At 53.2% G+C, this 22619-nt stretch carries 22 protein-coding genes; 16 read left to right on the forward strand and 6 right to left on the reverse strand.

The annotated features are described in order from the left end of the window. Nucleotides 1-12: 12 nt before the first annotated feature. Nucleotides 13-417 (forward strand): MerR family transcriptional regulator, encoded by a 405-nt coding sequence (locus JJU47_RS08865; RefSeq protein ID WP_228618378.1) that lies wholly within the window; start codon nt 13-15, stop codon nt 415-417. Nucleotides 418-463: 46 nt separating this feature from the next. Next, a complete protein-coding gene (gene glnA / locus JJU47_RS08870; RefSeq protein ID WP_228618381.1) occupies nt 464-1804 on the forward strand; it encodes a type I glutamate--ammonia ligase in 1341 nt (446 codons plus the stop codon). A 102-nt stretch (nt 1805-1906) separates the two neighbouring features. Here glnA and JJU47_RS08875 read toward each other — a convergent pair whose 3' ends face one another. Together JJU47_RS08875 and lexA are read right to left on the reverse strand one after the other, a co-directional pair. Continuing rightward, nucleotides 1907-2347, reverse strand: a complete 441-nt coding sequence (locus JJU47_RS08875) for a metal-binding protein (protein ID WP_228618383.1) — start codon at nt 2345-2347, stop codon at nt 1907-1909. Then, nucleotides 2347-2967: a transcriptional repressor LexA gene (lexA, locus tag JJU47_RS08880; protein ID WP_228618385.1), complete on the reverse strand. Its 621-nt coding sequence runs from the start codon at nt 2965-2967 to the stop codon at nt 2347-2349. Before lexA ends, JJU47_RS08875 begins: the two co-directional genes overlap by 1 nt. 201 nt (nt 2968-3168) lie before the next feature. On the opposite strand from lexA, the gene JJU47_RS08885 reads away from it, so the two are divergent. The 7 genes from JJU47_RS08885 to JJU47_RS08915 all read left to right on the forward strand — a co-directional run bounded on the left by JJU47_RS08885 (nt 3169) and on the right by JJU47_RS08915 (nt 10596). Continuing rightward, on the forward strand, nt 3169-3402 hold the full coding sequence (locus JJU47_RS08885) for a hypothetical protein (protein WP_228618387.1): 234 nt from the start codon (nt 3169-3171) through the stop codon (nt 3400-3402). Between the two features lie 72 nt (nt 3403-3474). Further along, nucleotides 3475-4119: a YneB family resolvase-like protein gene (locus tag JJU47_RS08890; RefSeq protein ID WP_228618388.1), complete on the forward strand. Its 645-nt coding sequence runs from the start codon at nt 3475-3477 to the stop codon at nt 4117-4119. A 60-nt stretch (nt 4120-4179) separates the two neighbouring features. Continuing rightward, the gene (locus JJU47_RS08895) at nt 4180-4413 is read left to right on the forward strand and encodes a DUF896 domain-containing protein (RefSeq protein WP_228618391.1); all 234 of its coding nucleotides are present in this window, start codon (nt 4180-4182) and stop codon (nt 4411-4413) included. A 198-nt stretch (nt 4414-4611) separates the two neighbouring features. Beyond that, a complete protein-coding gene (tkt, locus tag JJU47_RS08900; RefSeq protein ID WP_228618393.1) occupies nt 4612-6603 on the forward strand; it encodes a transketolase in 1992 nt (663 codons plus the stop codon). Nucleotides 6604-6730: 127 nt separating this feature from the next. Further along, complete coding sequence (locus tag JJU47_RS08905) at nt 6731-6964, forward strand: YneF family protein (protein ID WP_024372458.1); 234 nt, start codon at nt 6731-6733, stop codon at nt 6962-6964. A gap of 124 nt (nt 6965-7088) precedes the next feature. Continuing rightward, nucleotides 7089-8843, forward strand: coding sequence for an ABC transporter transmembrane domain-containing protein (locus tag JJU47_RS08910; RefSeq protein WP_228618460.1), 1755 nt, complete (start codon nt 7089-7091; stop codon nt 8841-8843). Beyond that, nucleotides 8833-10596 (forward strand): ABC transporter ATP-binding protein, encoded by a 1764-nt coding sequence (locus JJU47_RS08915; protein WP_228618395.1) that lies wholly within the window; start codon nt 8833-8835, stop codon nt 10594-10596. Before JJU47_RS08910 ends, JJU47_RS08915 begins: the two co-directional genes overlap by 11 nt. A 76-nt stretch (nt 10597-10672) precedes the next feature. Here the strand turns inward: JJU47_RS08915 and JJU47_RS08920 are convergent, their stop codons facing one another. Further along, nucleotides 10673-10855 carry an aspartyl-phosphate phosphatase Spo0E family protein gene (locus JJU47_RS08920; RefSeq protein ID WP_228618397.1) on the reverse strand — a complete coding sequence of 61 codons (183 nt, stop codon included), beginning with the start codon at nt 10853-10855 and terminating at the stop codon, nt 10673-10675. A 192-nt stretch (nt 10856-11047) separates the two neighbouring features. Here JJU47_RS08920 and JJU47_RS08925 point away from each other — a divergent pair, with 192 nt between their 5' ends. Both JJU47_RS08925 and JJU47_RS08930 read left to right on the forward strand, forming a co-directional pair. After that, nucleotides 11048-11746 carry a cytochrome c biogenesis CcdA family protein gene (locus JJU47_RS08925; protein ID WP_228618462.1) on the forward strand — a complete coding sequence of 233 codons (699 nt, stop codon included), beginning with the start codon at nt 11048-11050 and terminating at the stop codon, nt 11744-11746. Between the two features lie 13 nt (nt 11747-11759). Next, nucleotides 11760-12218 carry a CcdC family protein gene (locus JJU47_RS08930; RefSeq protein WP_228618400.1) on the forward strand — a complete coding sequence of 153 codons (459 nt, stop codon included), beginning with the start codon at nt 11760-11762 and terminating at the stop codon, nt 12216-12218. Nucleotides 12219-12252: 34 nt separating this feature from the next. Here JJU47_RS08930 and JJU47_RS08935 read toward each other — a convergent pair whose 3' ends face one another. The 3 genes from JJU47_RS08935 to JJU47_RS08945 all read right to left on the reverse strand — a co-directional run bounded on the left by JJU47_RS08935 (nt 12253) and on the right by JJU47_RS08945 (nt 14834). Further along, the gene (locus JJU47_RS08935; RefSeq protein WP_228618402.1) at nt 12253-13815 is read right to left on the reverse strand and encodes a solute symporter family protein; all 1563 of its coding nucleotides are present in this window, start codon (nt 13813-13815) and stop codon (nt 12253-12255) included. Next, a complete protein-coding gene (locus JJU47_RS08940; protein ID WP_228618404.1) occupies nt 13812-14141 on the reverse strand; it encodes a DUF485 domain-containing protein in 330 nt (109 codons plus the stop codon). Before JJU47_RS08940 ends, JJU47_RS08935 begins: the two co-directional genes overlap by 4 nt. A 261-nt stretch (nt 14142-14402) precedes the next feature. Further along, nucleotides 14403-14834, reverse strand: coding sequence for a DUF2621 family protein (locus tag JJU47_RS08945; protein WP_047375828.1), 432 nt, complete (start codon nt 14832-14834; stop codon nt 14403-14405). Nucleotides 14835-15010: 176 nt separating this feature from the next. Between JJU47_RS08945 and JJU47_RS08950 the strand changes: the two genes are divergently transcribed. The 5 genes from JJU47_RS08950 (at nt 15011) to JJU47_RS08970 (ending at nt 22600) form a co-directional block, all read left to right on the forward strand. Next, nucleotides 15011-16606 (forward strand): peptide chain release factor 3, encoded by a 1596-nt coding sequence (locus tag JJU47_RS08950; protein ID WP_228618406.1) that lies wholly within the window; start codon nt 15011-15013, stop codon nt 16604-16606. Between the two features lie 205 nt (nt 16607-16811). After that, nucleotides 16812-19526 carry an aconitate hydratase AcnA gene (gene acnA, locus JJU47_RS08955; RefSeq protein WP_228618409.1) on the forward strand — a complete coding sequence of 905 codons (2715 nt, stop codon included), beginning with the start codon at nt 16812-16814 and terminating at the stop codon, nt 19524-19526. A 107-nt stretch (nt 19527-19633) separates the two neighbouring features. Then, nucleotides 19634-20122 carry a DUF3939 domain-containing protein gene (locus JJU47_RS08960; RefSeq protein ID WP_228618411.1) on the forward strand — a complete coding sequence of 163 codons (489 nt, stop codon included), beginning with the start codon at nt 19634-19636 and terminating at the stop codon, nt 20120-20122. 127 nt (nt 20123-20249) lie between these two features. Continuing rightward, nucleotides 20250-21815, forward strand: coding sequence for a BCCT family transporter (locus tag JJU47_RS08965; RefSeq protein ID WP_228618413.1), 1566 nt, complete (start codon nt 20250-20252; stop codon nt 21813-21815). A gap of 101 nt (nt 21816-21916) precedes the next feature. Beyond that, nucleotides 21917-22600, forward strand: coding sequence for a hypothetical protein (locus JJU47_RS08970; RefSeq protein ID WP_228618415.1), 684 nt, complete (start codon nt 21917-21919; stop codon nt 22598-22600). Nucleotides 22601-22619 lie beyond the last annotated feature (19 nt).

Consider the following 22619-nt stretch of genomic DNA (forward strand, 5'->3'; position numbering starts at 1 on the left):
GAGGGATAAGGGATGGCCGATCAATTTCGTCGCTCCAACCCGTTGTTTCCGATTGGAATCGTCCAAGACTTGACGCAACTGACTGGTAGGCAGATTCGGTATTACGAAGAACAGGGTCTGATTTCGCCTAGTCGGACGGAATCGAAACGACGACTTTATTCCTTTAATGATGTCGAACGTCTACTCGCGATCAAAGATTTCATCGACCAAGGCTTCAACTTGGCGGCGATTCGCCACATGTTGGACAATGAGGCGTCGACAGAAACGGGCTCAACCGCTTCTTCGGACCCGGTCAGTGAGACTCCGAAAATCTCGGAAAAAGAATTGCACAAACTGTTGAAAACACAGCTTCAAGAAGCCGGACGGTTCAATAAGACGTCACTCATCCAAGGTGAGTTATCGCGTTTTTACCGCTGACGGCAACACATCAACCATTACACAATGTGAGAGGGGACATTTCACCATGGCCAGAAAAACGTTCACGAAAGAAGACATTAAACGGATCGCACAAGAAGAGGACGTACGCTTTATTCGTCTTCAATTTACAGACATCCTCGGCACAATCAAAAACGTCGAGGTGCCGATCAGCCAGTTGGACAAGGCGCTCGATAACAAGATGATGTTCGATGGCTCTTCAATCGAAGGGTTCGTTCGCATCGAGGAGTCGGACATGTACCTTTATCCAGACCTTAACACGTGGGTTGTCTTCCCGTGGACAAACGGCAGCGGAAAAGTCGCTCGCTTAATTTGTGATATTTATAACCCGGACGGGACACCGTTCAGCGGTGACCCGCGCGGTACGCTCAAACGCAACCTTGAGCATATGCAAAAACTCGGTTTCACAGCGTTCAACGTCGGACCAGAGCCAGAGTTCTTCCTCTTCAAGAAAGACTTGAACGGTCAGCCGACGCTCGAATTGAACGACCAAGGCGGCTACTTCGACTTGGCACCGGTCGACCTCGGCGAGAACTGCCGCAAAGAAATCGTTATCGAACTCGAGAACATGGGCTTTGAAATCGAAGCGTCACACCACGAAGTCGCACCAGGTCAACACGAAATCGACTTCAAATATGCGGACGCGGTGACGACGGCCGACAACATCCAAACGTTCAAACTCGTCGTCAAGACGATCGCGGCGAAGTACGGCCTCCACGCGACGTTCATGCCGAAACCACTCTTCGGCGTCAACGGTTCAGGGATGCATGCGAACATGTCGCTCTTCAAAGGCGACACGAACGTCTTCTACGACCCGAACGGTGAAATGGAACTCTCGGATACGGCTCGTGCTTTCACGGCAGGGATCCTCGAGCACGCCCGTGCCTTCACGGCCGTCTGTAACCCGACGGTCAACTCGTACAAGCGTCTCGTGCCAGGTTACGAGGCACCTTGCTACGTCGCATGGAGCGCGCGCAACCGTTCGCCGCTCGTTCGTGTTCCAGCCGCCCGCGGCCTCTCGACACGTATCGAAGTTCGTTCGGTTGACCCGGCGGCAAACCCATATCTCGCCCTCGCTGCATTGTTGGCCTCAGGACTTGACGGCATCGAGAAAGATATGAACGCACCAAAACCGATCGACAGCAACATCTACGTCATGGACAAGCCAGAGCGCGTCGCGAACGGCATCGACGATCTCCCGGCAACATTGTTCGACGCTCTTGAAGTGCTCCGTGCCGATAAAGTCGTCATGGATTCACTCGGCGAGCATATCGGCGAACACTTCCTCGAGTTGAAAGAAATCGAGTGGGACATGTTCCGTATGCAAGTGACGGAGTGGGAGCGCGATCAGTACATGACGCTCTACTAAGTCGACATCGATAAGAAAAAGCGTCCGGACCTGTGAATAGGTCCGGACGCTTTTTTGCATATCCGACAACAAAGGGCGTCTCCCTCCGGAGACGCCCTTTGTTTAAAAGGCACGTTTGAAAAACGTCGACGTGTAATCGAGCGCCGTATGGAGCGTCGTCGCGAACACGAGGCCGAGGAAGAACGGCAACCCGTTCGCATCGAGCCAAGCGATGGCGGCGGCTTCATATGATGTGAACGTGAGCAGGATGGCGACCGGGAAGCCGAGATAGATGATTCGAATCAAATCACTCAACACCGGCAAGTGCGAGAAGAGCGACCGGTGCGGCATCAGCTTCACGTAAGGCAGCCAAAATCCGCGGAGCGGTCCCCAGCGGAAGTAGGCGTCTGATTTCAAGTCGAGGTCCGGGGAGAGCCAGAGCGTCCCGACGATGGCGCCGAAGAGCAGCACGAGCGGGATGTCGAGTTCAATAAAAGGCGTGGCAACCGCAAGAGCACCGATTGCCACGAAATTCGTACGCGTATGGGTCTTACCGCTCGCCATTAGTGAATCGTCCGGTATACACCGATGACCTTCCCTAAAATCGACACGTTATCGAAATACATCGCCTCAAGCTCGTCATTCTCCGGCTGAAGTCTAACTTTTGAGGCCTCTTTGTAAATCCGTTTGACAGTCGCTTCGCCTTCGTCTGTCATCGCGACGACAATCTCTCCATTATCGGCCGTGTTTTGCTGTCTGACGAGGACGCGATCCCCGTCAAGAATACCGGCGTTCACCATCGAGTCTCCAGAAACGGAGAGCATGTAGACGTTGTCGGCACCGACGATGTGGGATGGGAGCGGGAAGTGTTCTTCCACGTTCTCGATCGCCGTGATCGGTGTCCCGGCCGTGACTTTCCCGATGACGGGAACGTACGTGACCGCGTCGTGATCTGTCGTGACGACAGTATCCTCACTTAAGATCTCAATCGCCCGCGGCTTCGTCTTGTCGCGGCGGATCAATCCACGCTTCTCCAAACGGTCCAAGTGACCGTGCACGGTCGAGCTCGAAGCCAAACCGACCGCTTCGCCGATTTCTCGGACAGAAGGTGGATATCCTTTAGAGCGCACTTCGTCTTTTATAAAATCAAGAATCTGTTGTTGTCTTGCTGACATTTTTTTCATAGATCTCACCTCGATTATGTCGAATAACCTGCGAACGCATCCTATTCTGTATGGTCTAAGTTTAACATAGAACACATGAGCGCACAAACATTCGTTCGTTTTTTTCTTGACCGAACAGAAGTTCCTGTTTTATGATGAGAACAGATAAACGAACAAACGTTCTCAAGAACGTGCATTCTTATAAACTGGAGGCGAAGTGAAATGAAAGATACGGTAAATGGAATCATCTTAGTCGGGTTATTGGTGCTCGGTATGTTCGCATTTTTTATGGTCGGAGAAATGAGGCACGTTGAAGTGGCGGCACCTGTCGTCGAAGACACGCGGAGCATCGAGGCGGAAGTGGCACGGGCAGAAGCGGAAACGCTCGAAGCACGCATTATCGCCGAACGGGCTGAAAAAGATGAACGCAAGACGACGTGGTTCGCCTCCGAATAATCGTTTCTGATTGCGAAACGCCCTCGTTCCTGTGTATCGTAGAAAAGGAATGGAAAGAAAGGGAGTGACGGGATGCGAGTCGTCATTTATTGTCGCGTGTCGACGAACAAAGCGGCGCAAGAGACTTCGCTCGGTCGTCAAGTCGAAGAGTTGACGCGGATGGCGAAGCGCCTCGGGGCCGACGTCATCGACACCATCACCGAACAAGAGAGCGGTTACGAGGTCAATCGGACGGGTCTTCTCGACTTGCTCGAGCACGTCTCGGCCTCAAACCTTGACGCCGTTCTCGTGACCGATGACAGCCGTCTCGGACGAGGAAATGCGAAAATCGCCATTTTGCACACGCTCATGAAGCACGACGTCCGGCTGCTGACGATGCAGTCTCCGGATGAGTATGTCGTCTCAGACGCGGAAAAGATGGTGCTCGAGATTGTCAGTGTCGTCGAAGAGTACCAACGTAAAATTCATAACGCGAAAATATCCCGCGGGATGCGGCGCGCTGTGGCGAACGGATTCAATCCGCAACGCAACATTCAACATCACGACCAGGGCGGACGGAGTCGGATCGAGGTCCCGATCGAAGAGATCGTCCAACTTCGTGAACGGGGGTTGACGTTTGCGGAAATCGCGGCGACGTTACGCGGCTTCGGGTATGAAGTCTCGAAAGCGACGGTCAACCGGCGTTATCTCGAACACGTGGCGGTATCGAAAACTTGATTCCTCAGCGCTGATTTTGTACAGTAGAAGAACAAATTCAGTAGAGAGGGGGCGAGCCTGATGTTAGTACCTGAACAATTGGAGCGAATCAATTTCCTCGCCAACAAAGCGAAGACGGACGGTCTATCGCAACAAGAGATGGATGAACAACAAGCTTTACGTCAACAATATTTGAAAGCGTTCCGTCAGTCATTCAAATCCCAAATGATGGGTATGAAAGTCGTCGATCCGGACGGCAACGACGTGACACCGCAAAAACTTAAAGAAGAGCAAGATCGCCAACGCTCGGAATGACCTCGAATGCACATCCTATTTCGTTTAGGATGTGCATGTTTGTTATACGCGAACGTCGATGAGGTTCGACGATTGGGTCGAAATGAAGACAAAGGAAGTAAACGATTTCAATTAATGTGTTATACTAATTAATTAGTTGTGACACACGATTGAGTGTGCTAAAATATGACGGGTAGAAACTTTGTAACAACAGAGAGGATGAAATTAGTGGAAACAACTACTAAAGAATTATTAGCGATTAACTCGATTCGGACGCTCTCAATCGATGCGGTCCAAAAAGCGAACTCTGGTCACCCGGGGATGCCGATGGGTGCGGCACCGATGGCGTTCACGCTTTGGACAGATAAGATGCGTCATAACCCGAAAAACCCGAACTGGTTCAACCGTGACCGTTTCGTGTTATCGGCGGGTCATGGTTCGATGCTCTTGTACTCGCTCCTTCACTTATCTGGTTACGACCTTTCACTCGACGATCTCAAATCGTTCCGTCAAATGGATTCGAAGACGCCTGGACATCCAGAGTACCGTCACACGGCTGGTGTTGACGCGACGACTGGACCGCTCGGCCAAGGGATTGCCATGGCTGTCGGTATGGCGATGGCAGAGAAACATTTGGAAGCGACGTACAACCGTGATGAGTTTAACGTGGTTGATCACTTCACATACGGGATTTGCGGCGACGGCGACTTGATGGAAGGTGTGTCGGCTGAAGCTGCCTCACTCGCTGGTCACTTGAAGCTTGGCAAACTCGTCGTCCTTTATGATTCAAACGACATCTCGCTCGACGGCGACCTTCACAAGTCGTTCTCTGAGAGCGTCGAAGACCGTTTCAACGCGTACGGCTGGCAAGTCATCCGTGTCGAGGACGGGACAGACATCGATACGATTGCGAAAGCGATTGACGAAGCAAAAGCAGAAACGTCGAAACCGACGCTCATCGAAGTGAAGACGGTCATCGGTTTCGGTTCACCGAACAAATCGGGTAAATCGGCTTCGCACGGTGCTCCGCTCGGAGAAGCAGAAATCGAACTCACAAAACAGTTCTACAAGTGGGAAGGCGAGAACTTCTACGTCCCGACTGAAGTGTATGACTTGTTCAACGAGAAAGTCGTCGAGCCAGGCGCGAAATATGAGTCTGACTGGAACGAACTCGTCGAAGCATACAAAGCGGCTCACCCAGAGCTCGGGCAACAGTTCGAGCAGGCAATGGCCAACGAACTCCCAGAAGGTTGGGACAGCGAATTGCCAACGTTTGAGATCGGTTCGAAGAAAGCGACGCGTCAGACGAGCGGTGAAGTGTTGAACGCTCTCGCGAAAACGATGCCGACGCTCTTCGGTGGGTCAGCTGACCTTGCCGGTTCGAACAACTCGATGATCAAAGGGGCGGCTGACTTCGACGAAGATCCGGCTGGCCGTAACATCTGGTTCGGTGTCCGCGAGTTCGCGATGGCAGCTGCCGTCAACGGTATGGCGCTCCACGGCGGAGTTGTCCCGTACGGTGCGACATTCTTCGTCTTCTCGGATTATCTCCGCCCAGCAGTACGTTTGGCTGCGCTCATGGGTCTTCCATCGACGTTCATCTTGACGCACGACTCGATTGCGGTCGGTGAAGATGGCCCGACGCACGAACCGGTCGAGCACTTGATGAGCTTCCGTTCAATGCCGAACGTATCAGTCCTCCGCCCGGCGGATGGCAAAGAGACGATCGCGGCCTGGAAACAAGCCGTGACGACGAAGACGACGCCATCACTTCTCGTGTTGACACGTCAAGCGTTGCCAGAACTCGAAGGAACATCTGTCGAGTCTGCGGCGAAAGGCGCGTACGTCGTGGCTGGAGAGTCGAATGATGCGGACGTTCTTCTTCTTGGTACAGGATCTGAAGTTCATGTCCTCGTCGAAGCACGTGAGCAACTCGCCTCAGAAGGCGTCAAGGCGGCTGTTGTGTCGATGCCTTCGTGGGAATTGTTCGAAGCGCAATCGGCAGAATACAAAGAATCAGTCCTTCCGTCATCTGTGACGAAGCGTGTGTCGCTTGAAGCTGGATCGACGCTCGGTTGGTACAAGTACGTCGGATTCGGCGGTAAAGTACTAGGAATCGACAAGTTCGGTGCCTCGGCTCCTGGGGACCTCCTCATGAAAGAATACGGCATGTCGGTCGAGAACGTAATCGCCGCTGTCAAATCACTTTAAGCCACACATCATAGTGATGACCTCCGCCTGACGGAGGCATCACTATTTTTTTCTGACGACTAGCGAATTAGCGTAATATAGTGTATAGTAAAAAACGATGTTTCATATGGTAGAGGAGGTAAAAACCTTGAGTACATTGTTCTGGATTCTTATCGTCGTAGCAGCACTCATCGGAGGTATCGCGATCGGTTTCTTCATCGCTCGTAAATACATGATGAACTACCTCGAACAAAACCCGCCAATCAATGAAGATATGATTCGTACGTTGATGATGCAGATGGGTCAAAAGCCGTCACAGAAGAAAGTCAACCAAGTGATGCGTGCCATGAACGTTCAAATGAAGAACGAAAAGAAATCATAATGAGTTACCGGAACACTTCGCTGCGGCGGAGTGTTTTTTTGTACCCATATTTTGTTAGACAATCGAACAAACTTTCGCTACCATAAATGAATAGTCTTATTTCAAGATATAGGGGGCGTTTCACATTCGTGTATTCAAACAATTATCGTGGTTCTTCAAACTCGAGTGGCGCACATACGCACTCGGCATCGTCTTGCTCATGTTCGTCGCCGCGCTCGAGCTCGTGCCGCCGCGCATCATCGGCCGCATCGTCGATGAGATGAACGAAGGTTCGCTCGAGCGGAATTTGTTATGGCTCCTCCTTGGCGGTCTCGCCGCCGTCGGCATCGGGAACTATGTGGCCCGTTTCTTTTGGCGCTACTTCATTTTCGGAGCGTCGATTCGGCTCGGACGATTGCTTCGGAGCCAGCTGTATCGACACTTTACCAACTTGGATCAACGATTTTACAAGAAGTCACGCGTCGGAGATTTGATGGCGCATGCGACGAATGATGTGCAAGCCGTGTCGATGACGGCAGGGGCAGGCATTTTGACGCTCGTCGATAGCGTGACGATGGGGACGTTCGTCATCATCACGATGGTAACGACGATCAGTTGGAAGCTGACGCTCGTCGCGCTCTTGCCGCTACCTATCATGGTCGCGTTGACGACGCGCTACGGAAAATTGTTACATAGCCGGTTCGGTGTCGCGCAGGCAGCGTTCTCGGAACTAAACGACAAAGTGCAAGAGAGCGTCAGCGGCGTTCGTGTCTTGAAATCGACTGGTGAAATCGGACGAGACGTCGAATCGTTTGAGACGCTGTCTGATGAAGTCATGGCGAAAAACGTGCGCGTCGCCAAAATCGATGCCTTGTACGACCCGACCATCTTCGGGATCGTCGGACTGTCTTACATATTATCAATCGGATACGGGGCGTACTTGATTGAGCAAGGCGAGCTCACAATCGGTCAAATCGTCAGTTTCACGGCATACCTCGGCTTGCTCACGTGGCCGATGCTCGCGTTCGGCTGGCTGTTCAACATCGTCGAGCGGGGCCGGGCCTCATACGACCGGATCGAGCGCATGCTCACCGTCAAACCTGAGATCCAGGACGACCCGGTAGCGGCGACGAAGCTGGCCCATTCTGAAATCGAGGCCGACGTTCGCTCGTTCGCCTATGACGAGACACCTGTGTTACGAGACGTGTCGTTCCGGCTCGAACGCGGCAAGACGATGGGAGTCGTCGGACGCACCGGTTCTGGGAAGACGACGGTCGTCCGCCTGTTGACACGCGAATACGATGTGAATGAAGGAAAAGTCAAAATCGGGGGCATCAACATCCGTCAAGTGAAAAAATCGGTCTTGCTCGAGCGGGTCGCGCTCGTCCCGCAGGATCATTTCCTCTTCTCGGACTCGATTGCGAACAACATCGCGTTCGGCCGGCCCGAGGCGAGCATGGAAGAGATCATGAACGCCGCGAAAGTGGCCGAAGTGCATGACGACATCATGCGTCTCCCGGAAGGATACGCGACACTCGTCGGAGAGCGCGGCGTGACGCTCTCGGGAGGACAAAAACAGCGCATCTCGATCGCGCGGGCGCTCATGATCGATGCGGACGTCCTCATTCTTGACGATGCGTTATCCGCCGTCGATGCGAAGACGGAAGAAGCGATCATCGAACATTTCAGAACAGGAAATCCGGACCAATCCCGCTTGATCGTCGCCCATCGTCTCTCGGCCGTCGAACATGCCGATGAGATTCTCGTCCTCGAGGAAGGGAAAGTCATTCAGCGAGGCAGTCATGACGAACTGATTCAGCAAGAAGGCTGGTATAAAGATACGTACGATCGCCAACAGCTCGAGGCGATCGTGGAAGGAGGCGGGCACCATGAAGCATGACATTCAAGAATGGGCGGTCATCAAGCGGCTGCTCGGCTATACGAAGCGATACGGACGTCCGCTCAGCCTCGCGTTCGTGTTCTTATTGCTCGCGACAGGGGCGAAGCTCGCCGGACCGTTTTTGATCAAAGTGTTCATCGACGAGTTCGTCACCCCGGGCGTCTATCCGACGAATTGGGTCGTCACTTTATTCGTCGTCTATATGGTGCTCCATCTCTCGGCCATCATCTTTGACTACTTGCAATCGATCTCGTTCCAAAAGATCGCACTTAAAATCGTCCAAAACATCCGGATGGACATCTTCCGGCACGTGATGGGCATGCGCCTCGCCTACTTCGACCGAACTCCGGCCGGCGTTCTCGTCTCGCGAATCACAAACGACACGGAAGCCGTCAAGGAGTTGTACGTCGGCGTCATGAGCACGTTCGTGCAGTCGGGTGTGCAACTGCTCGGGACGTATATTTTCCTCTACATCCTCGAGCCGACGCTCGCGACGATGGGTCTCGTTCTCGTGCCGCTCTTTTGGCTCATCATTTGGGCGTATCGTCGCTATTCGACGAAATATTTCGCCCAAGTCCGCGACTTGTTGTCCCAGCTGAACGCACAATTGAACGAGTCGGTCAACGGGATGGGCATCGTTCAGCAGTTCCGGCAAGAAGAGCGTCTCATCCGACAATTTGAAGAGACGAACGAAGCACATCAACAAGCCCGCTATCGTAACTTGAAGCTCGACAGCATGTTGCTTCGCCCGATCATCGAGCTGTTGCTCGCTTTCTCCATCATCGGGCTGCTCGGTTATTACGGGGTATTGTCGACGACAGAACAAGTCCAAATCGGTGTCGTCTATGCGTTCATCAGCTATATCGAGCGGATCTTCCGCCCGGTGCTTGATATCATGCAGCGCTTGAGTGAGTTTCAACAAGCGGTCGTCTCGGCCGATCGTGTATTCAAAATTCTGGATACGGATGAACCGGCACCTGGCAAACGTCTGCCGGGTGAGGCGCGAATCGGGAATGGCGAAGTTCGGTTCGATGACGTCACGTTCAGTTATGACGAAGAAGTCGATGTATTGAAAAACATCTCGTTCGTCGCGAAACCAGGGGAGACCGTCGCACTCGTCGGTCATACGGGGAGTGGGAAAAGTTCCATCATCAACCTGCTCACCCGTTTCTATCCGTATCAATCTGGTCAAATCACGATCGACGGCCAACCGATCGAACAGTTCGAGGAGGCGGAACTCCGGGACAAGGTAGGACTCGTCTTGCAAGACCCGTTCCTCTTCACGGGCACGATCGAGGATAACTTGAAGCTGTTCAATCCCGCTATCGATTCCGACCGTGTCCGCGAGGCAGCCGAATTCGTGCAAGCCCACACGTTCATCGAGAAGCTTGATGCCGGATACGGACACCAAGTCGGGGAGCGTGGGGCCACGTTCTCGAGCGGGGAGCGGCAGTTGCTCGCATTCGCCCGCACGGTCGCACGAGATCCGAAAATTCTTATTCTTGATGAAGCGACGAGTTCGATCGATACGGAGACAGAAGAGCGTGTCCAGTTCGCGCTTGACCGGATGCGGCGCGGGCGGACGACCATCGCCATCGCCCACCGGCTCTCAACGATCCAAGACGCGGATCTCATCCTCGTCCTTCATCGCGGGGAAATCGTTGAACGAGGCAACCACCAAGAGCTGCTTCGGCAAGACGGGTTGTATAAAAAGATGTATGAATTACAATCCGGTCAACGTCTGATGTCATAAAATTGAAAGTGTACCGATGGAGGTATCCAGTTTCCATAAAAAAAGCTCGCCACAATGTTGTGGCGAGCTGTCGTGTTTAACGAGTCAAAAGTTCTTCTGGATGTTTTAACAGGACGTGACGTGTGATCAACGTGTCTAGTTCCTGACTGACATGAATCACTTCAGGAGACGTCCAACTATGTCGTGAAGCGACTTCGTACAACTCATCGCGCTTTCGTTCAATGGCATGGTGTAAGTTTTCAGCTGTGATGACCGCCACATTGTTTCCCCCATCATTATAAAATAGAAACTGGTGTACTTGAATATCCAAATGTTAGCATCTAACACTACTTATGACAAGTTTCATTTCCATGTCAATCATTACAATAAAGAGTGACGCTTCCAAGGAGCAAAAGATACGAGCATTTTGAAAAGGTTTTCGCTATAATGGGGCTGAAAGGTGGAAGATCGCATGGAAGTCACTCTTTGGCTCGCCTTCGGGGCGGGCGTCTTATCGTTTTTATCTCCGTGTACGCTACCGCTTTATCCCGTCTTTTTGTCATATATTACAGGGGTATCGGTTTCTGACTTGAAGCACGAAGGGTTGCGTCAACGGAAAGCTTGGTTTCATACGTTTGCCTTCTTGTTCGGTTTCTCAATCGTCTTTCTCGTCCTCGGACTATCGACCTCGCTCATCGCTGACGTCTTCATCCAGTATAAAGACAGCCTGCGCATGTTCGGTGCCATCCTCATCTTCGTGTTCGGCGTCTTTTTAGCCGGACTTTGGCAGCCTCGTTTCATGATGCAAGAAAAGAAGCTTGCGCTCGGTGAACGCAAAAGTGGTTATTTCGGTACCGTGTTGATCGGTATCGGATTCGCTGCCGGTTGGACACCTTGTACCGGACCGATTCTCGCTGGTGTCATCGCCCTAGCGGCCTCGAACCCGAGTCAAGGGATGGGGTATATGCTCGCCTACGTGATCGGGTTCTCCATCCCGTTTCTCGTCATGGCCGGATTTGTCGGGAAGATCAAGTACTTGGCGAAAAATAGCGGCAAAGTCGCGAAATTCGGCGGCTACTTGATGATGGCGTTCGGCGTATTGTTGTATTTTGATGGGATGAACCGCTTCGCTGCTTGGATGAGCGAACTCGTCGGATTCACCGGATTTTAAAGGGGTTGACCGTATGTCGATATTTTGGGGATCGACCATCGTCGCGCTGTTGATGGGGCTTGTCGCGAGCTTCGTTCGCGTCAAAGCCTCAGCACGTCCGACGAACGCCAAGAAAATTTTAATACCCCCGGTCGCGATGTCGACGGGGATGCTCCAATTCCTCGTCCCGGCGTTTCGGCTCACATGGCTTGAAGTCGGGGAGGCACTGCTCGTCGGCTTAATCTTCAGTATCTTTTTGATCAAGACGTCCAATTTCGAAAAGCGGGGCGGGGAAGTGTATCTCTCGCGTTCGAAGGCGTTCTTTATCGTCGTCTTCGCCCTGCTCGCCATCCGGACCGTCATGAAGGCGTTCCTTGGCGGCGAAGTGAACGTGTTTGCGACCGGCGGACTGTTTTACTTGATCGCCTGGGGCATGATTGTGCCGTGGCGGATTGCGATGTATCAAAAATATAAACGAATCATGGCCACATGAAAGGCGTACCTGACAGCATCAGGTACGCCTTTTTTCAATCGACTTGACGTGAGATGGCGGCCTCGGTCTCCGCATCGATTCCCGTGTTCGCTTTGACGAGGATCCGTTCGTAGTTACCGAGCGCTTCGTCTGACTTCGTCATATACGTCCCGACGATGGCAGCGAGGAAACCGAGCGGGATCGAGACGATTCCTGGGTTCGTGAGCGGGAAGAGCGCTTCCCCGATGAAGATGGCCGACCCGTCCGGTGCCCATAAGTTCGGACTGATCGCGACGAGGAAGAGGGAAGAGAACAGTCCGACGACCATCCCGAAGATGGCGCCTCCCGAGTTGAACCGACGCCAGAAAATCGTGAAAAGGATGACCGGCAAGTTCGCGCTCGCGGCGACGGCGAACGCGAGCGAGACGAGGAAAGCGACGTTCATCGACTGGGCGAAGAAGGCGAGCCCCATCGAGACGACAGCGACGGCCACAGAAGCGATTCGAGCCGCAAGCACTTGCTCTTTCTCCGTCGCTTCGCCTTTACGGACGATGTGTCCGTAGAAGTCGTGGGCGAACGCCGAGGCGGCCGATAAGACGAGACCGGCGACGACGGCGAGAATCGTCGCGAAGGCGATGGCGGCGACGAAGGCGAACAACAAGTCACCCCCGAGCACTTGAGCCAATAGCGGGGCGGCCATGTTACCGGCAGGGTTGGCGGCGATGATCGCATCCGAACCGACGAACGCCGCAGCCCCGAAGCCGAGAAAGATCGTCAAAATGTAGAAGGCGCCGATGACCCACGTCGCGTAGACGACCGATTGCCGAGCCGTCGGTGCGTCTTTCACCGTGAAGAACCGGATGAGGATATGAGGCAGACCAGCCGTCCCGAGAACGAGCGCTAAATTAAGTGAGATCGTATCGAGCGGAAGCTTGAACTTGTTGCCCGGGTTCAAGAAACTATCGCCGAGCGGTGTTGCTTTGCTCACTTCGGAAAACATTTTGAACACCGAAAAATCGAACTTGGCGAACACAAGGAACGAGATAATGGCTGTTCCGATCATCAACAGGACTGCTTTTGTGATCTGCACCCAAGACGTTGCCGTCATCCCGCCAAAGACGACATACACCGTCATGAGAATCCCGACAACGACGACGCTCGTCGTGTAAGGAATGCCGAGCAACAGTTCGATGAGCGCGCCGGCACCGACGAGCTGGGCGATCATATAAAAGATCGAGATGACGATGGCGTTCATCGCGGCGACGCCGCGGACACGCGGTTTGTTGAAGCGAGCGGCGATCATATCTGCCATCGTGTACTTACCGAGGTTGCGGAGCGGCTCGGCGACGAGATATAAGACGACGAGATATGCGACGAGGAACCCGATCGAGTAAAAGAACCCGTCGAACCCCGCGAGGGCGATCATCCCGGCGATCCCGAGGAAGGAAGCGGCCGACATATAATCGCCGGCGATGGCGAGACCGTTCTGAAAGCCGGTCAATCCGCCATCGGCCGTATAGAAATCACTGGCCGTCTTCGTCTTGCGGGCAGCGAAAAACGTGATGACGAGCGTCAATCCGACAATGGCGAGAAAGAGGAGTACGGCCGTCACGTTCATGGTGTCTCCTCCTGTTTGATTTTCGCGACGAGTTCATCGAAGCGGCGGGCCCGGCGGCTATAGAGGACACAAAACGTCCACGTCATGAAAAACTGGGAAAATGCGAGTACCCAGGCCCAGGTGATATCACCGGCGACTTTCGTGTTCAAGAACGTGAAATAACTCGTCGAGATTGGCAATGTGAAATAAAAGATGAGTGAAAAAATGATGGATGGTACGATGAAGCGGTTCTTTTCCTGCATCAGCTTCACGAACGTCGGGCTTTCGACGATCGCCTCCGCTGACCGAGTGCTCTCGGTTTGAGTGACTTCTGTTACGTCATGCATCGATAAACCTCCTTGGCAATCAAGATACGTACATTATAGAAATGAAAATGAAGGAAAATCCATCCATTTTTAATCACCTTAGAAGTCATTATTATACTAATATTGGTCATACCAATTATTTGTAAGCGTTTTCAATATTGTCTAAATATTGAACGTTATTCTAAGGTAATGATTCGAAAGAAAAATGGTTCTTTAGTCCTGTTAGTCGTATGGCACAATCCTCGTTCGAGGACACAAAAAAGCCCCCATGTGGATGGGGGACTACTGCTGGAAATAATGTTTGTAGACGGTCCAGTCGATTTGTTCTTGCTCGAGTGCTTTCTTCAAAAACTTATGGTCACGTTTTGGCGTGGCGGCGATATATCCTTTGACGACGAGCTCCGTCGTCATTTCCTTCGCTCTCGACTCAAGGGCGAACTGTCCAATTTTGCCGGCAATTTTACGGATGGCGACGTCACGGAACAATTCGGGAACCGGCGTGACGAGCCGGTCGAGGAGCGTCCGTGTCTCAGGCGTCCACATGTGCCGGGTCCGATCGATATAGTCGTCCTCGATATCGAGCATAGATCGCCCGTCTTCTTTCGGCATTCGCTTTAAAAACTTCCGGAACATGAAAAATCCACCGATGGACATCAAGCCGATCATCACGAAACCCCAAAAGACAATGAAATACATCACCAGACTTTCTGGCATCGTCTTTCCCCCGTTCTATCAATTCACAGTCATTCAAAATTAGTATACAAAAAAAAGTAGGAATACAAAAGTAAGAGCATCGCCTTAGGATGGACGAACGGGTCTCATTTCGTTAGAATAGATAGCGTTGCAAACAGAACGAATTACGGACGTCTTGAAAGGAAAGGACCATATATATGAGCCAATTGAAACATGAAGTAGAGAAACGCCGGATTTTCGGCATCATCTCGCACCCGGATGCTGGTAAAACGACACTGACGGAGAAGTTGCTCTTGCACGGGGGCGCAATTCGCGAGGCAGGGACGGTCAAAGCCCGCAAAAACTCGAAGCACGCCAAGTCCGACTGGATGGAGATCGAGAAGCAGCGTGGCATCTCGGTCACATCGTCGGTCATGCAATTCGTCTACAAAGACAAAGTCGTCTCCATCATGGATACACCGGGACACAACGATTTCGGGGAAGACACATACCGTGTCTTGACGTCGGTCGACAGTGCCGTCATGGTCATCGATGCCGCCAAAGGGATCGAGACGCAGACGAAGAAGCTGTTCCAAGTTTGTCGCATGCGGGGTATCCCGATCTTCACGTTCATGAACAAACTTGACCGCCAGGCGAAAGACCCGCTCGAGCTCATGGAAGAGCTCGAAGAAGTGCTCGGCATGCCATCGGTCGCCGTCACATGGCCGATCGGTAGCGGGATGCAGTTCGAAGGCGTGTACGACCGCATTAAAAATGAAGTCCATTTATTCCGAGGTGATAAGTCGACGCTCACGTTGAACGAAGACGGCGTGAACGATCCAGTCCTCGCCGACTATTTGACTGAAGAGAACTTGACGAACTTACGGGATGAGATCGACCTGCTTGACGGCGCCGGCAACGAAATCGACGTCGAGTCGATTCAACACGGGAAGCTGACACCTGTTTTCTTCGGGACGGCACTCGTCGACTTCGGCGTGACTTCGTTCTTGAATCATTACCTCGAGATGTCACCTGCTCCGGAAGCCCGTAAATCGAACGTCGGTCCGATCGATCCGACTGCAGAGGACTTCAGCGGCTTCGTGTTCAAGATTCAGGCGAACATGAACCCGGCCCACCGTGACCGGATCGCGTTCGTCCGCATCTGCTCAGGAGTGTTCGAACGCGGCATGGACGTCACGCTGACGCGGACCGGGAAGAAGATCAAGTTGAGCCAATCGACGCAGCTCATGGCGAACGACCGAGAGACGGTCGATAAAGCGTTCGCTGGTGACGTCATCGGGATTTACGACTCGGGAACGTATCAAATCGGGGACACGATCACGACGTCGAAACAAAAAATCGCCTTTGAGGCGCTGCCGACATTCCCACCGGAACTGTTCATGCGTGTCTCGCCGATCAACTCGCTCAAGTCGAAACACTTCCATAAGGGTGTAGAACAGCTCGCCCAGGAAGGTGCGATCCAAGTATATCGCAACGAATACAACGAGATTTATCTCGGTGCGGTCGGCCAACTCCAGTTCGAGGTGTTCGAGTATCGCTTGAACAATGAGTACGGAGTCGACATCCGCATGGAGCCTGTCTCGTATAGCGTCGCACGTTGGGTGAAGGACAAGGAACTGAAGGCGCTCAAACCGTTCCAGGACTCGCGCAACATGCTCGTGACGGACCGCTGGGAGCGGCCGGTGTTCTTGTTCGCGAACGAGTTCACGTTCGATCGGTTCAAAGAACGCTACGAAGACGAGTTGACGCTCGTCGACGCACTCGATGTCAACGCCGAGATCGGTGTCGAGTAATAAGTTTGGATTGTCTAAGCGATTCCTTTATGGAGTCGCTTTTTTTACGTTCAGCCGGCACGACAGTTTTGATAAGTTTTACTTATGACTAATTTGTGACGGAATGTATTTTACGTCACGCTATAGTTGTATTATGATAAACATGTGATAAGTAAGCGATTACGGCTACTGCCCGCGTCGCCGCTTTCAAAAAGGGGGAAATTGTATGGAACAGACGAACGTGTTAGACGCTTTCTCATCTCGGACGCAGTTCGAAGTGAACGGTCAGGCGTATGACTATTACCGACTTAAGAAATTGGAAGAGGATGGAGTGACTGAACTCAGCCGACTCCCGTATTCGATTCGCGTCTTGCTCGAATCGGTGCTCCGCCAACAAGACGGCCGAGGCATCACGAAAGAGCACGTCGAGAACTTGGCTAAATGGGGTACAGCCGAGGTGTCGAAAGATATCGACGTCCCGTTCAAACCGGCCCGCGTCGTATTGCAAGACTTTACCGGGGTACCGACGGTCGTTGACCTCGCCTCGCTCCGCAAAGCGATGGCCGACCTCGGTGGCGACCCGAACAAGATCAACCCGGAAATCCCGGTCGATCTCGTCGTCGACCACTCGGTCCAAGTCGATGCGTACGGCTTTGCCGGCGCGCTCATGAAAAACATGGACATCGAGTTCGAGCGCAACGAAGAGCGTTACAAGTTCTTGCGTTGGGCCCAAACGGCGTTCGACAACTATCGTGCCGTACCACCGGCAACAGGGATCGTTCACCAAGTCAACTTGGAGTACTTGGCATCTGTCGTCCTTGAGAAAAACGATGGCACAGGCAACGTCGCCTACCCGGATTCGCTCGTCGGAACGGATTCACATACGACGATGATCAACGGTCTCGGCGTTCTCGGATGGGGCGTCGGGGGAATTGAAGCCGAGGCGAGTATGCTCGGTCAACCGTCTTACTTCCCGGTACCTGACGTCGTCGGCGTCAAGATCATCGGAGAAGTGAACCCGGGCGTCACCGCGACAGACGTCGCGCTCGTCGTCACGGAGATGCTCCGCAACGAGAAAGTCGTCGGCAAGTTCGTCGAGTTCTTCGGACCGTCGCTCCACACGATGCCTCTTTCTGACCGTGCGACGATTGCCAACATGGCGCCTGAGTACGGTGCGACATGCGGTTTCTTCCCGGTTGATACGGAGACGCTCAACTACATGCGCACGACAGGCCGCTCTGAAGAGTTGATCGACCTCGTCGAAGCATACTCGAAAGCGAACGATATGTTCTACACGCCAGACCAGGCCGACCCGGCGTTCACGAAGACGCTCACGCTCGACTTGTCGAAAGTAGAACCGTCACTCGCAGGACCGAAACGTCCACAAGACCGCATCAACTTGTCTGACTTGCAGACGGCGTTCGTCGACAGCTTAACGGCACCGGCCGGACATAGCGGCTTCGGTCTCGATCGGACGGAACTCGATAAGACAGTCTCGGTCAAGTACGAAGATGGTTCTGTTGACATGAAGACGGGTGACGTTGCCATCGCGGCCATCACGAGCTGCACGAACACGTCTAACCCGTACGTCATGGTAGGAGCGGGTCTCGTCGCGAAAAAAGCGGTCGAACGTGGTCTCACGGTTCCGAAATACGTGAAGACGTCGCTCGCCCCAGGTTCAAAAGTCGTTACGGACTATTTGGACAAGGCTGGACTCACACCATACCTCGATCAGCTCGGATTCAACACGGTCGGCTACGGCTGTACGACGTGTATCGGAAACTCTGGTCCGCTCGACCGTGAAGTCGAAGAGGCGATCACGTCGAACGATCTTCTCGTGTCGTCGGTGCTCTCGGGTAACCGAAACTTCGAAGGACGCGTCCATCCGCTCGTCAAAGCGAACTTCTTGGCTTCGCCGCCGCTTGTCGTCGCATACGCACTCGCCGGTTCGGTCAACTTTGACATCATGAATGAATCGTTGGGTACGGATAAAGACGGCAACGAAGTCTTCTTCAAAGACATCTGGCCGTCAAACGATGAGATCAAGATGGTCGTTCAAGACGTCGTCTCTCCGGAAGCGTTCCGTAAAGAGTACGACACGGTATTCACAGGCAACGAACGTTGGAACGCGCTCGACGTACCAGAAGGCAACTTGTACGACTTCTCGGACGACTCGACGTACATCCAAAACCCGCCGTTCTTCGAAAACCTCGAGCCAGAGGCAGGCGAAGTTCACCCGCTTAACGGCCTTCGCGTCATCGGGAAGTTTGCTGATTCGGTCACGACCGACCACATCTCACCGGCAGGGGCGTTCTCGAAAACGACACCGGCTGGACAGTACTTGCAATCGAAAGGTGTTGCACCGCTCGACTTCAACTCGTACGGATCGCGCCGTGGTAACCACGAAGTGATGATGCGCGGTACGTTCGCGAACATCCGCATTCGCAACCAAGTCGCACCAGGCACTGAAGGCGGCTTCACGACGTACTGGCCGACTGGCGAAATCATGCCGATGTACGATGCGGCCATGAAGTATAAAGAAGAAGGCACGGGCCTCATCGTCCTCGCCGGCAATGACTACGGCATGGGTTCATCTCGTGACTGGGCCGCTAAAGGAACGAACTTGCTTGGAATCCGCGCCGTTATCGCTCAAAGCTTCGAGCGGATCCATCGCTCGAACCTCGTCATGATGGGCGTGCTCCCGCTCCAGTACATGGAAGGAGAGTCTGCTGAATCACTCGGTCTCACTGGCGAAGAAGCACTTGATATCCAAGTCGACGAGTCGGTTCGTCCGCGTGACATCTTGAACGTCAAGGCGACGCATGAGAACGGCACGGTGACGGAGTTCAAAGTCATCGCCCGTTTCGACTCTGAAATCGAGATTGATTACTACCGTCATGGTGGGATCCTCCAGATGGTCCTTCGTGACAAGCTGAAATAAACAGGTTGACCTTCCTTTGGAAAAAGGAAGGTTTTTTTTGTGAATGTGCGAATATAAGGTGAGAGGGAAGGCTTTATCGGGAACAGGATGGGGAGAGGGGGGAGTGTATGGAAAAACAGACGAAGTCAGGGAAGAACTGGTGGCAGCGACTGACGCAAAAGGAAGAAGTCGTCGAGGAAATAGTCGACATCACATTGCCTGAGCTCAGACAGGCGATCCATGAATACGAACAGACGTTACCGAAAGGGGTCAATCGGACGGTGTTGCTCGATGACGCGCAAGAAATCGACCTTTCCCGGTTGAAACGCCATTTGCCCGGGAAACCGAGGCAACGCTTCTTCATGTCGAAGGAGACGTTTTATATCGTCCCGGAAGAAGACCGGGACGTCATCTACGAGATGGACCAAGTCCAGCGGGCGCTTGATCTTTTTATGGAACAAGAGCAGAAATTACCGCTTCGGAAATTTCAACAGACGATGCAACTCGACTTGACCCGGTTACGGGAAGGAGGCTATTTAAAAACGCTTCCGAAACGGCCGTATTACGTGGTCGACGAGACGTTCATCGTCTCGTTAGAACCGAAACCGCCTGAGTGACGCACATGTGACGTCACTCTTTTTGGTTCACCTACAGGACATACCGTCGGGTTGAGAAGTGTTTACGATGTATGTTACGGTGGGAAACGTATATGAAAATAAGAAAATTGAATAGGAGTGACAACACATGAAAAGGAAAAGCCAAGTGACGACCGTTTTTACCGTTTCTGCCATCATCACGGTCTTGTTCACCATTTGGGGGATTTTCCCTGAACGCCTTCTTGGCAATGCTAGCCTGTTGAACGTGACGACGAAACTTCAAGGTTGGCTCTCAAACGGGTTGGGCTGGTTTTATTTATTGAGTGCGACCGCCATTTTGCTCGTCGCCATCTTTTTGATCTTCTCGCGATTCGGATCGATTCGTCTCGGGAAAGATACGGACCGACCAGACTTCAGTTATATGACGTGGTTCGCGATGCTGTTCAGCGCAGGGATGGGGATCGGTCTCATCTTCTGGGGAGCAGCCGAACCGCTCCTTCACTTCCATAGCCCGCCATTCGAATCACCGACGCCTGAAGGGGATGCCCGGACGGCGATGCGATATGCCTTCTTCCATTGGGGCTTCCACCCATGGGCAATCTATGCGATGATCGCACTCGCGATCGCCTACTCGACGTTCCGGAAAGGACGACCGGCAACGATCGGCGAGACGATCGGTTCGCTCGTCAACGATCGCTATGAGCGACCGGTCAAACAGACGGTCGACATCCTCGCCGTCATCGCGACAGCGTTCGGGGTGGCGACATCGCTCGGATTCGGGGCGCAACAGATTGCCGGAGGGATTCATTATTTGATTCCGAGTGTGCCGAACGCGTTCTCGACCCAGCTCATCATCATCGCCGTCGTGACGGTGCTCTACATGATCAGCGCCTCGACCGGGCTCGAGAAAGGGATTCGCATCTTGAGCAACACGAACATCTTCCTTGCCATCGTCTTACTCGTGGCGACACTCATCGCCGGGCCGAGCGCGTTCATTCTCGACTTGTTCACCCAGACGATCGGGACGTACTTGCAACAGTTGCCGTCGATGAGTTTCCGCACGGCTGCTCTCGAACCGGTCGAACGGGAGTGGATCAACGGCTGGACGATTTTCTATTGGGCGTGGTGGATCTCGTGGTCGCCGTTCGTCGGGACGTTCATCGCCCGTGTCTCAAAAGGGCGGACGATTCGCGAGTTCATCATCGGGATCTTACTCGTCCCGACATCATTCGGATTACTTTGGTTCTCGGTGTTCGGCGGCTCAGCCATCTGGGCGGACTTGTTCGGTGGGGCTAGCTTGATCGATGCCGTCAATGACATCGGGACAGAAGTCGGGCTCTTCGTCTTGTTCGAGACGTTCGGTGGATTCGGGACGGTGCTCAGCATCATCGCGATTTTCTTGATTACCACGTTCTTCATCACGTCGGCCGATTCGGCGACGTACGTCCTCGGGATGCTCACGACGAACGGAAAGCTGATTCCTCCTATGCGCATCAAGATGACATGGGGCTTCATCCAATCGTCGATCGCCGCTGTACTTTTGTATGCCGGTGGGCTGAGCGCCTTGCAGGCGGTTGCGATCCTCGTGGCGTTCCCGTTCATATTCGTTCTGCTGTTCATGATCATCGCCTTGTTCAAAGACTTGTCCGATGAGCCGGATGAACGAGACAAATGGATTGAAACGTATAAACGCGAAGAAGATAAACTCGGATAACTACAAGGGTCTCGTTTGAGACCCTTTTTTGGTCGTAAATATTTTGCATGACCCTCTCGCTAGTGTAGGATAGTAAGTGAAGCATAGTGGGAGGGCATGACATGAAACAACAAATGAAAAAGCGTCTGAGTTGGGTGATCGCTGCCGGGATTTTGATCGTCGGCGCCTTACTCGTCTATAATTTCTATACGCTCATGAACTTATCGGACGAAGATGGCCGCGAGAATCGGTCAGAACCGTTCTATACGTCCGTCGTCATCGGTTACGAAGAGAAGAAGTTGCCGCCAGAAGGTGACACGCTCGAAGTGCGCAACTACCTCGTCACGTACGACGAGAACGGTCATTTCGTCTCCGAGGTCGTCTCGGGACCGAACGCCGGGGCGAAAGCCGAATGGGACGGCACGGTGTACCGGGAGTTGAACCCGGACGGCGAAGAGTCGATTCGTCAGGAAACGACGTCGGGTGCGGTCGCTCCTCATCCGTTCTTGTCACGAGCGACGAACGAACAGATTCGCAAATGGCTCGATGACGGGACGCTCGGCACGAGCGAAGGAGATGTCGACATCATTGGCCGGACGGCCCAGGCGTTCGTCAAGTCGGAGACGGCCGAGACGGTCCCAGCCGACTGGGTGGAAAAACATCCATCCATTTTCAGTGAGGACGGGAACGAAGAAGCCGTCACCTATTATGTGGACGCGAACGAGCGAATCTTACTCGCCGCGGAGTCACGGAATAATGGGAAGTTATTTCATTCGATTCGCATGACATCTTTTGAATCACGATAAATCGGCGAGGAGCAGACTG

The organism is Exiguobacterium sp., from assembly GCF_020832205.1.
Lineage (GTDB): Bacteria > Bacillota > Bacilli > Exiguobacteriales > Exiguobacteriaceae > Exiguobacterium.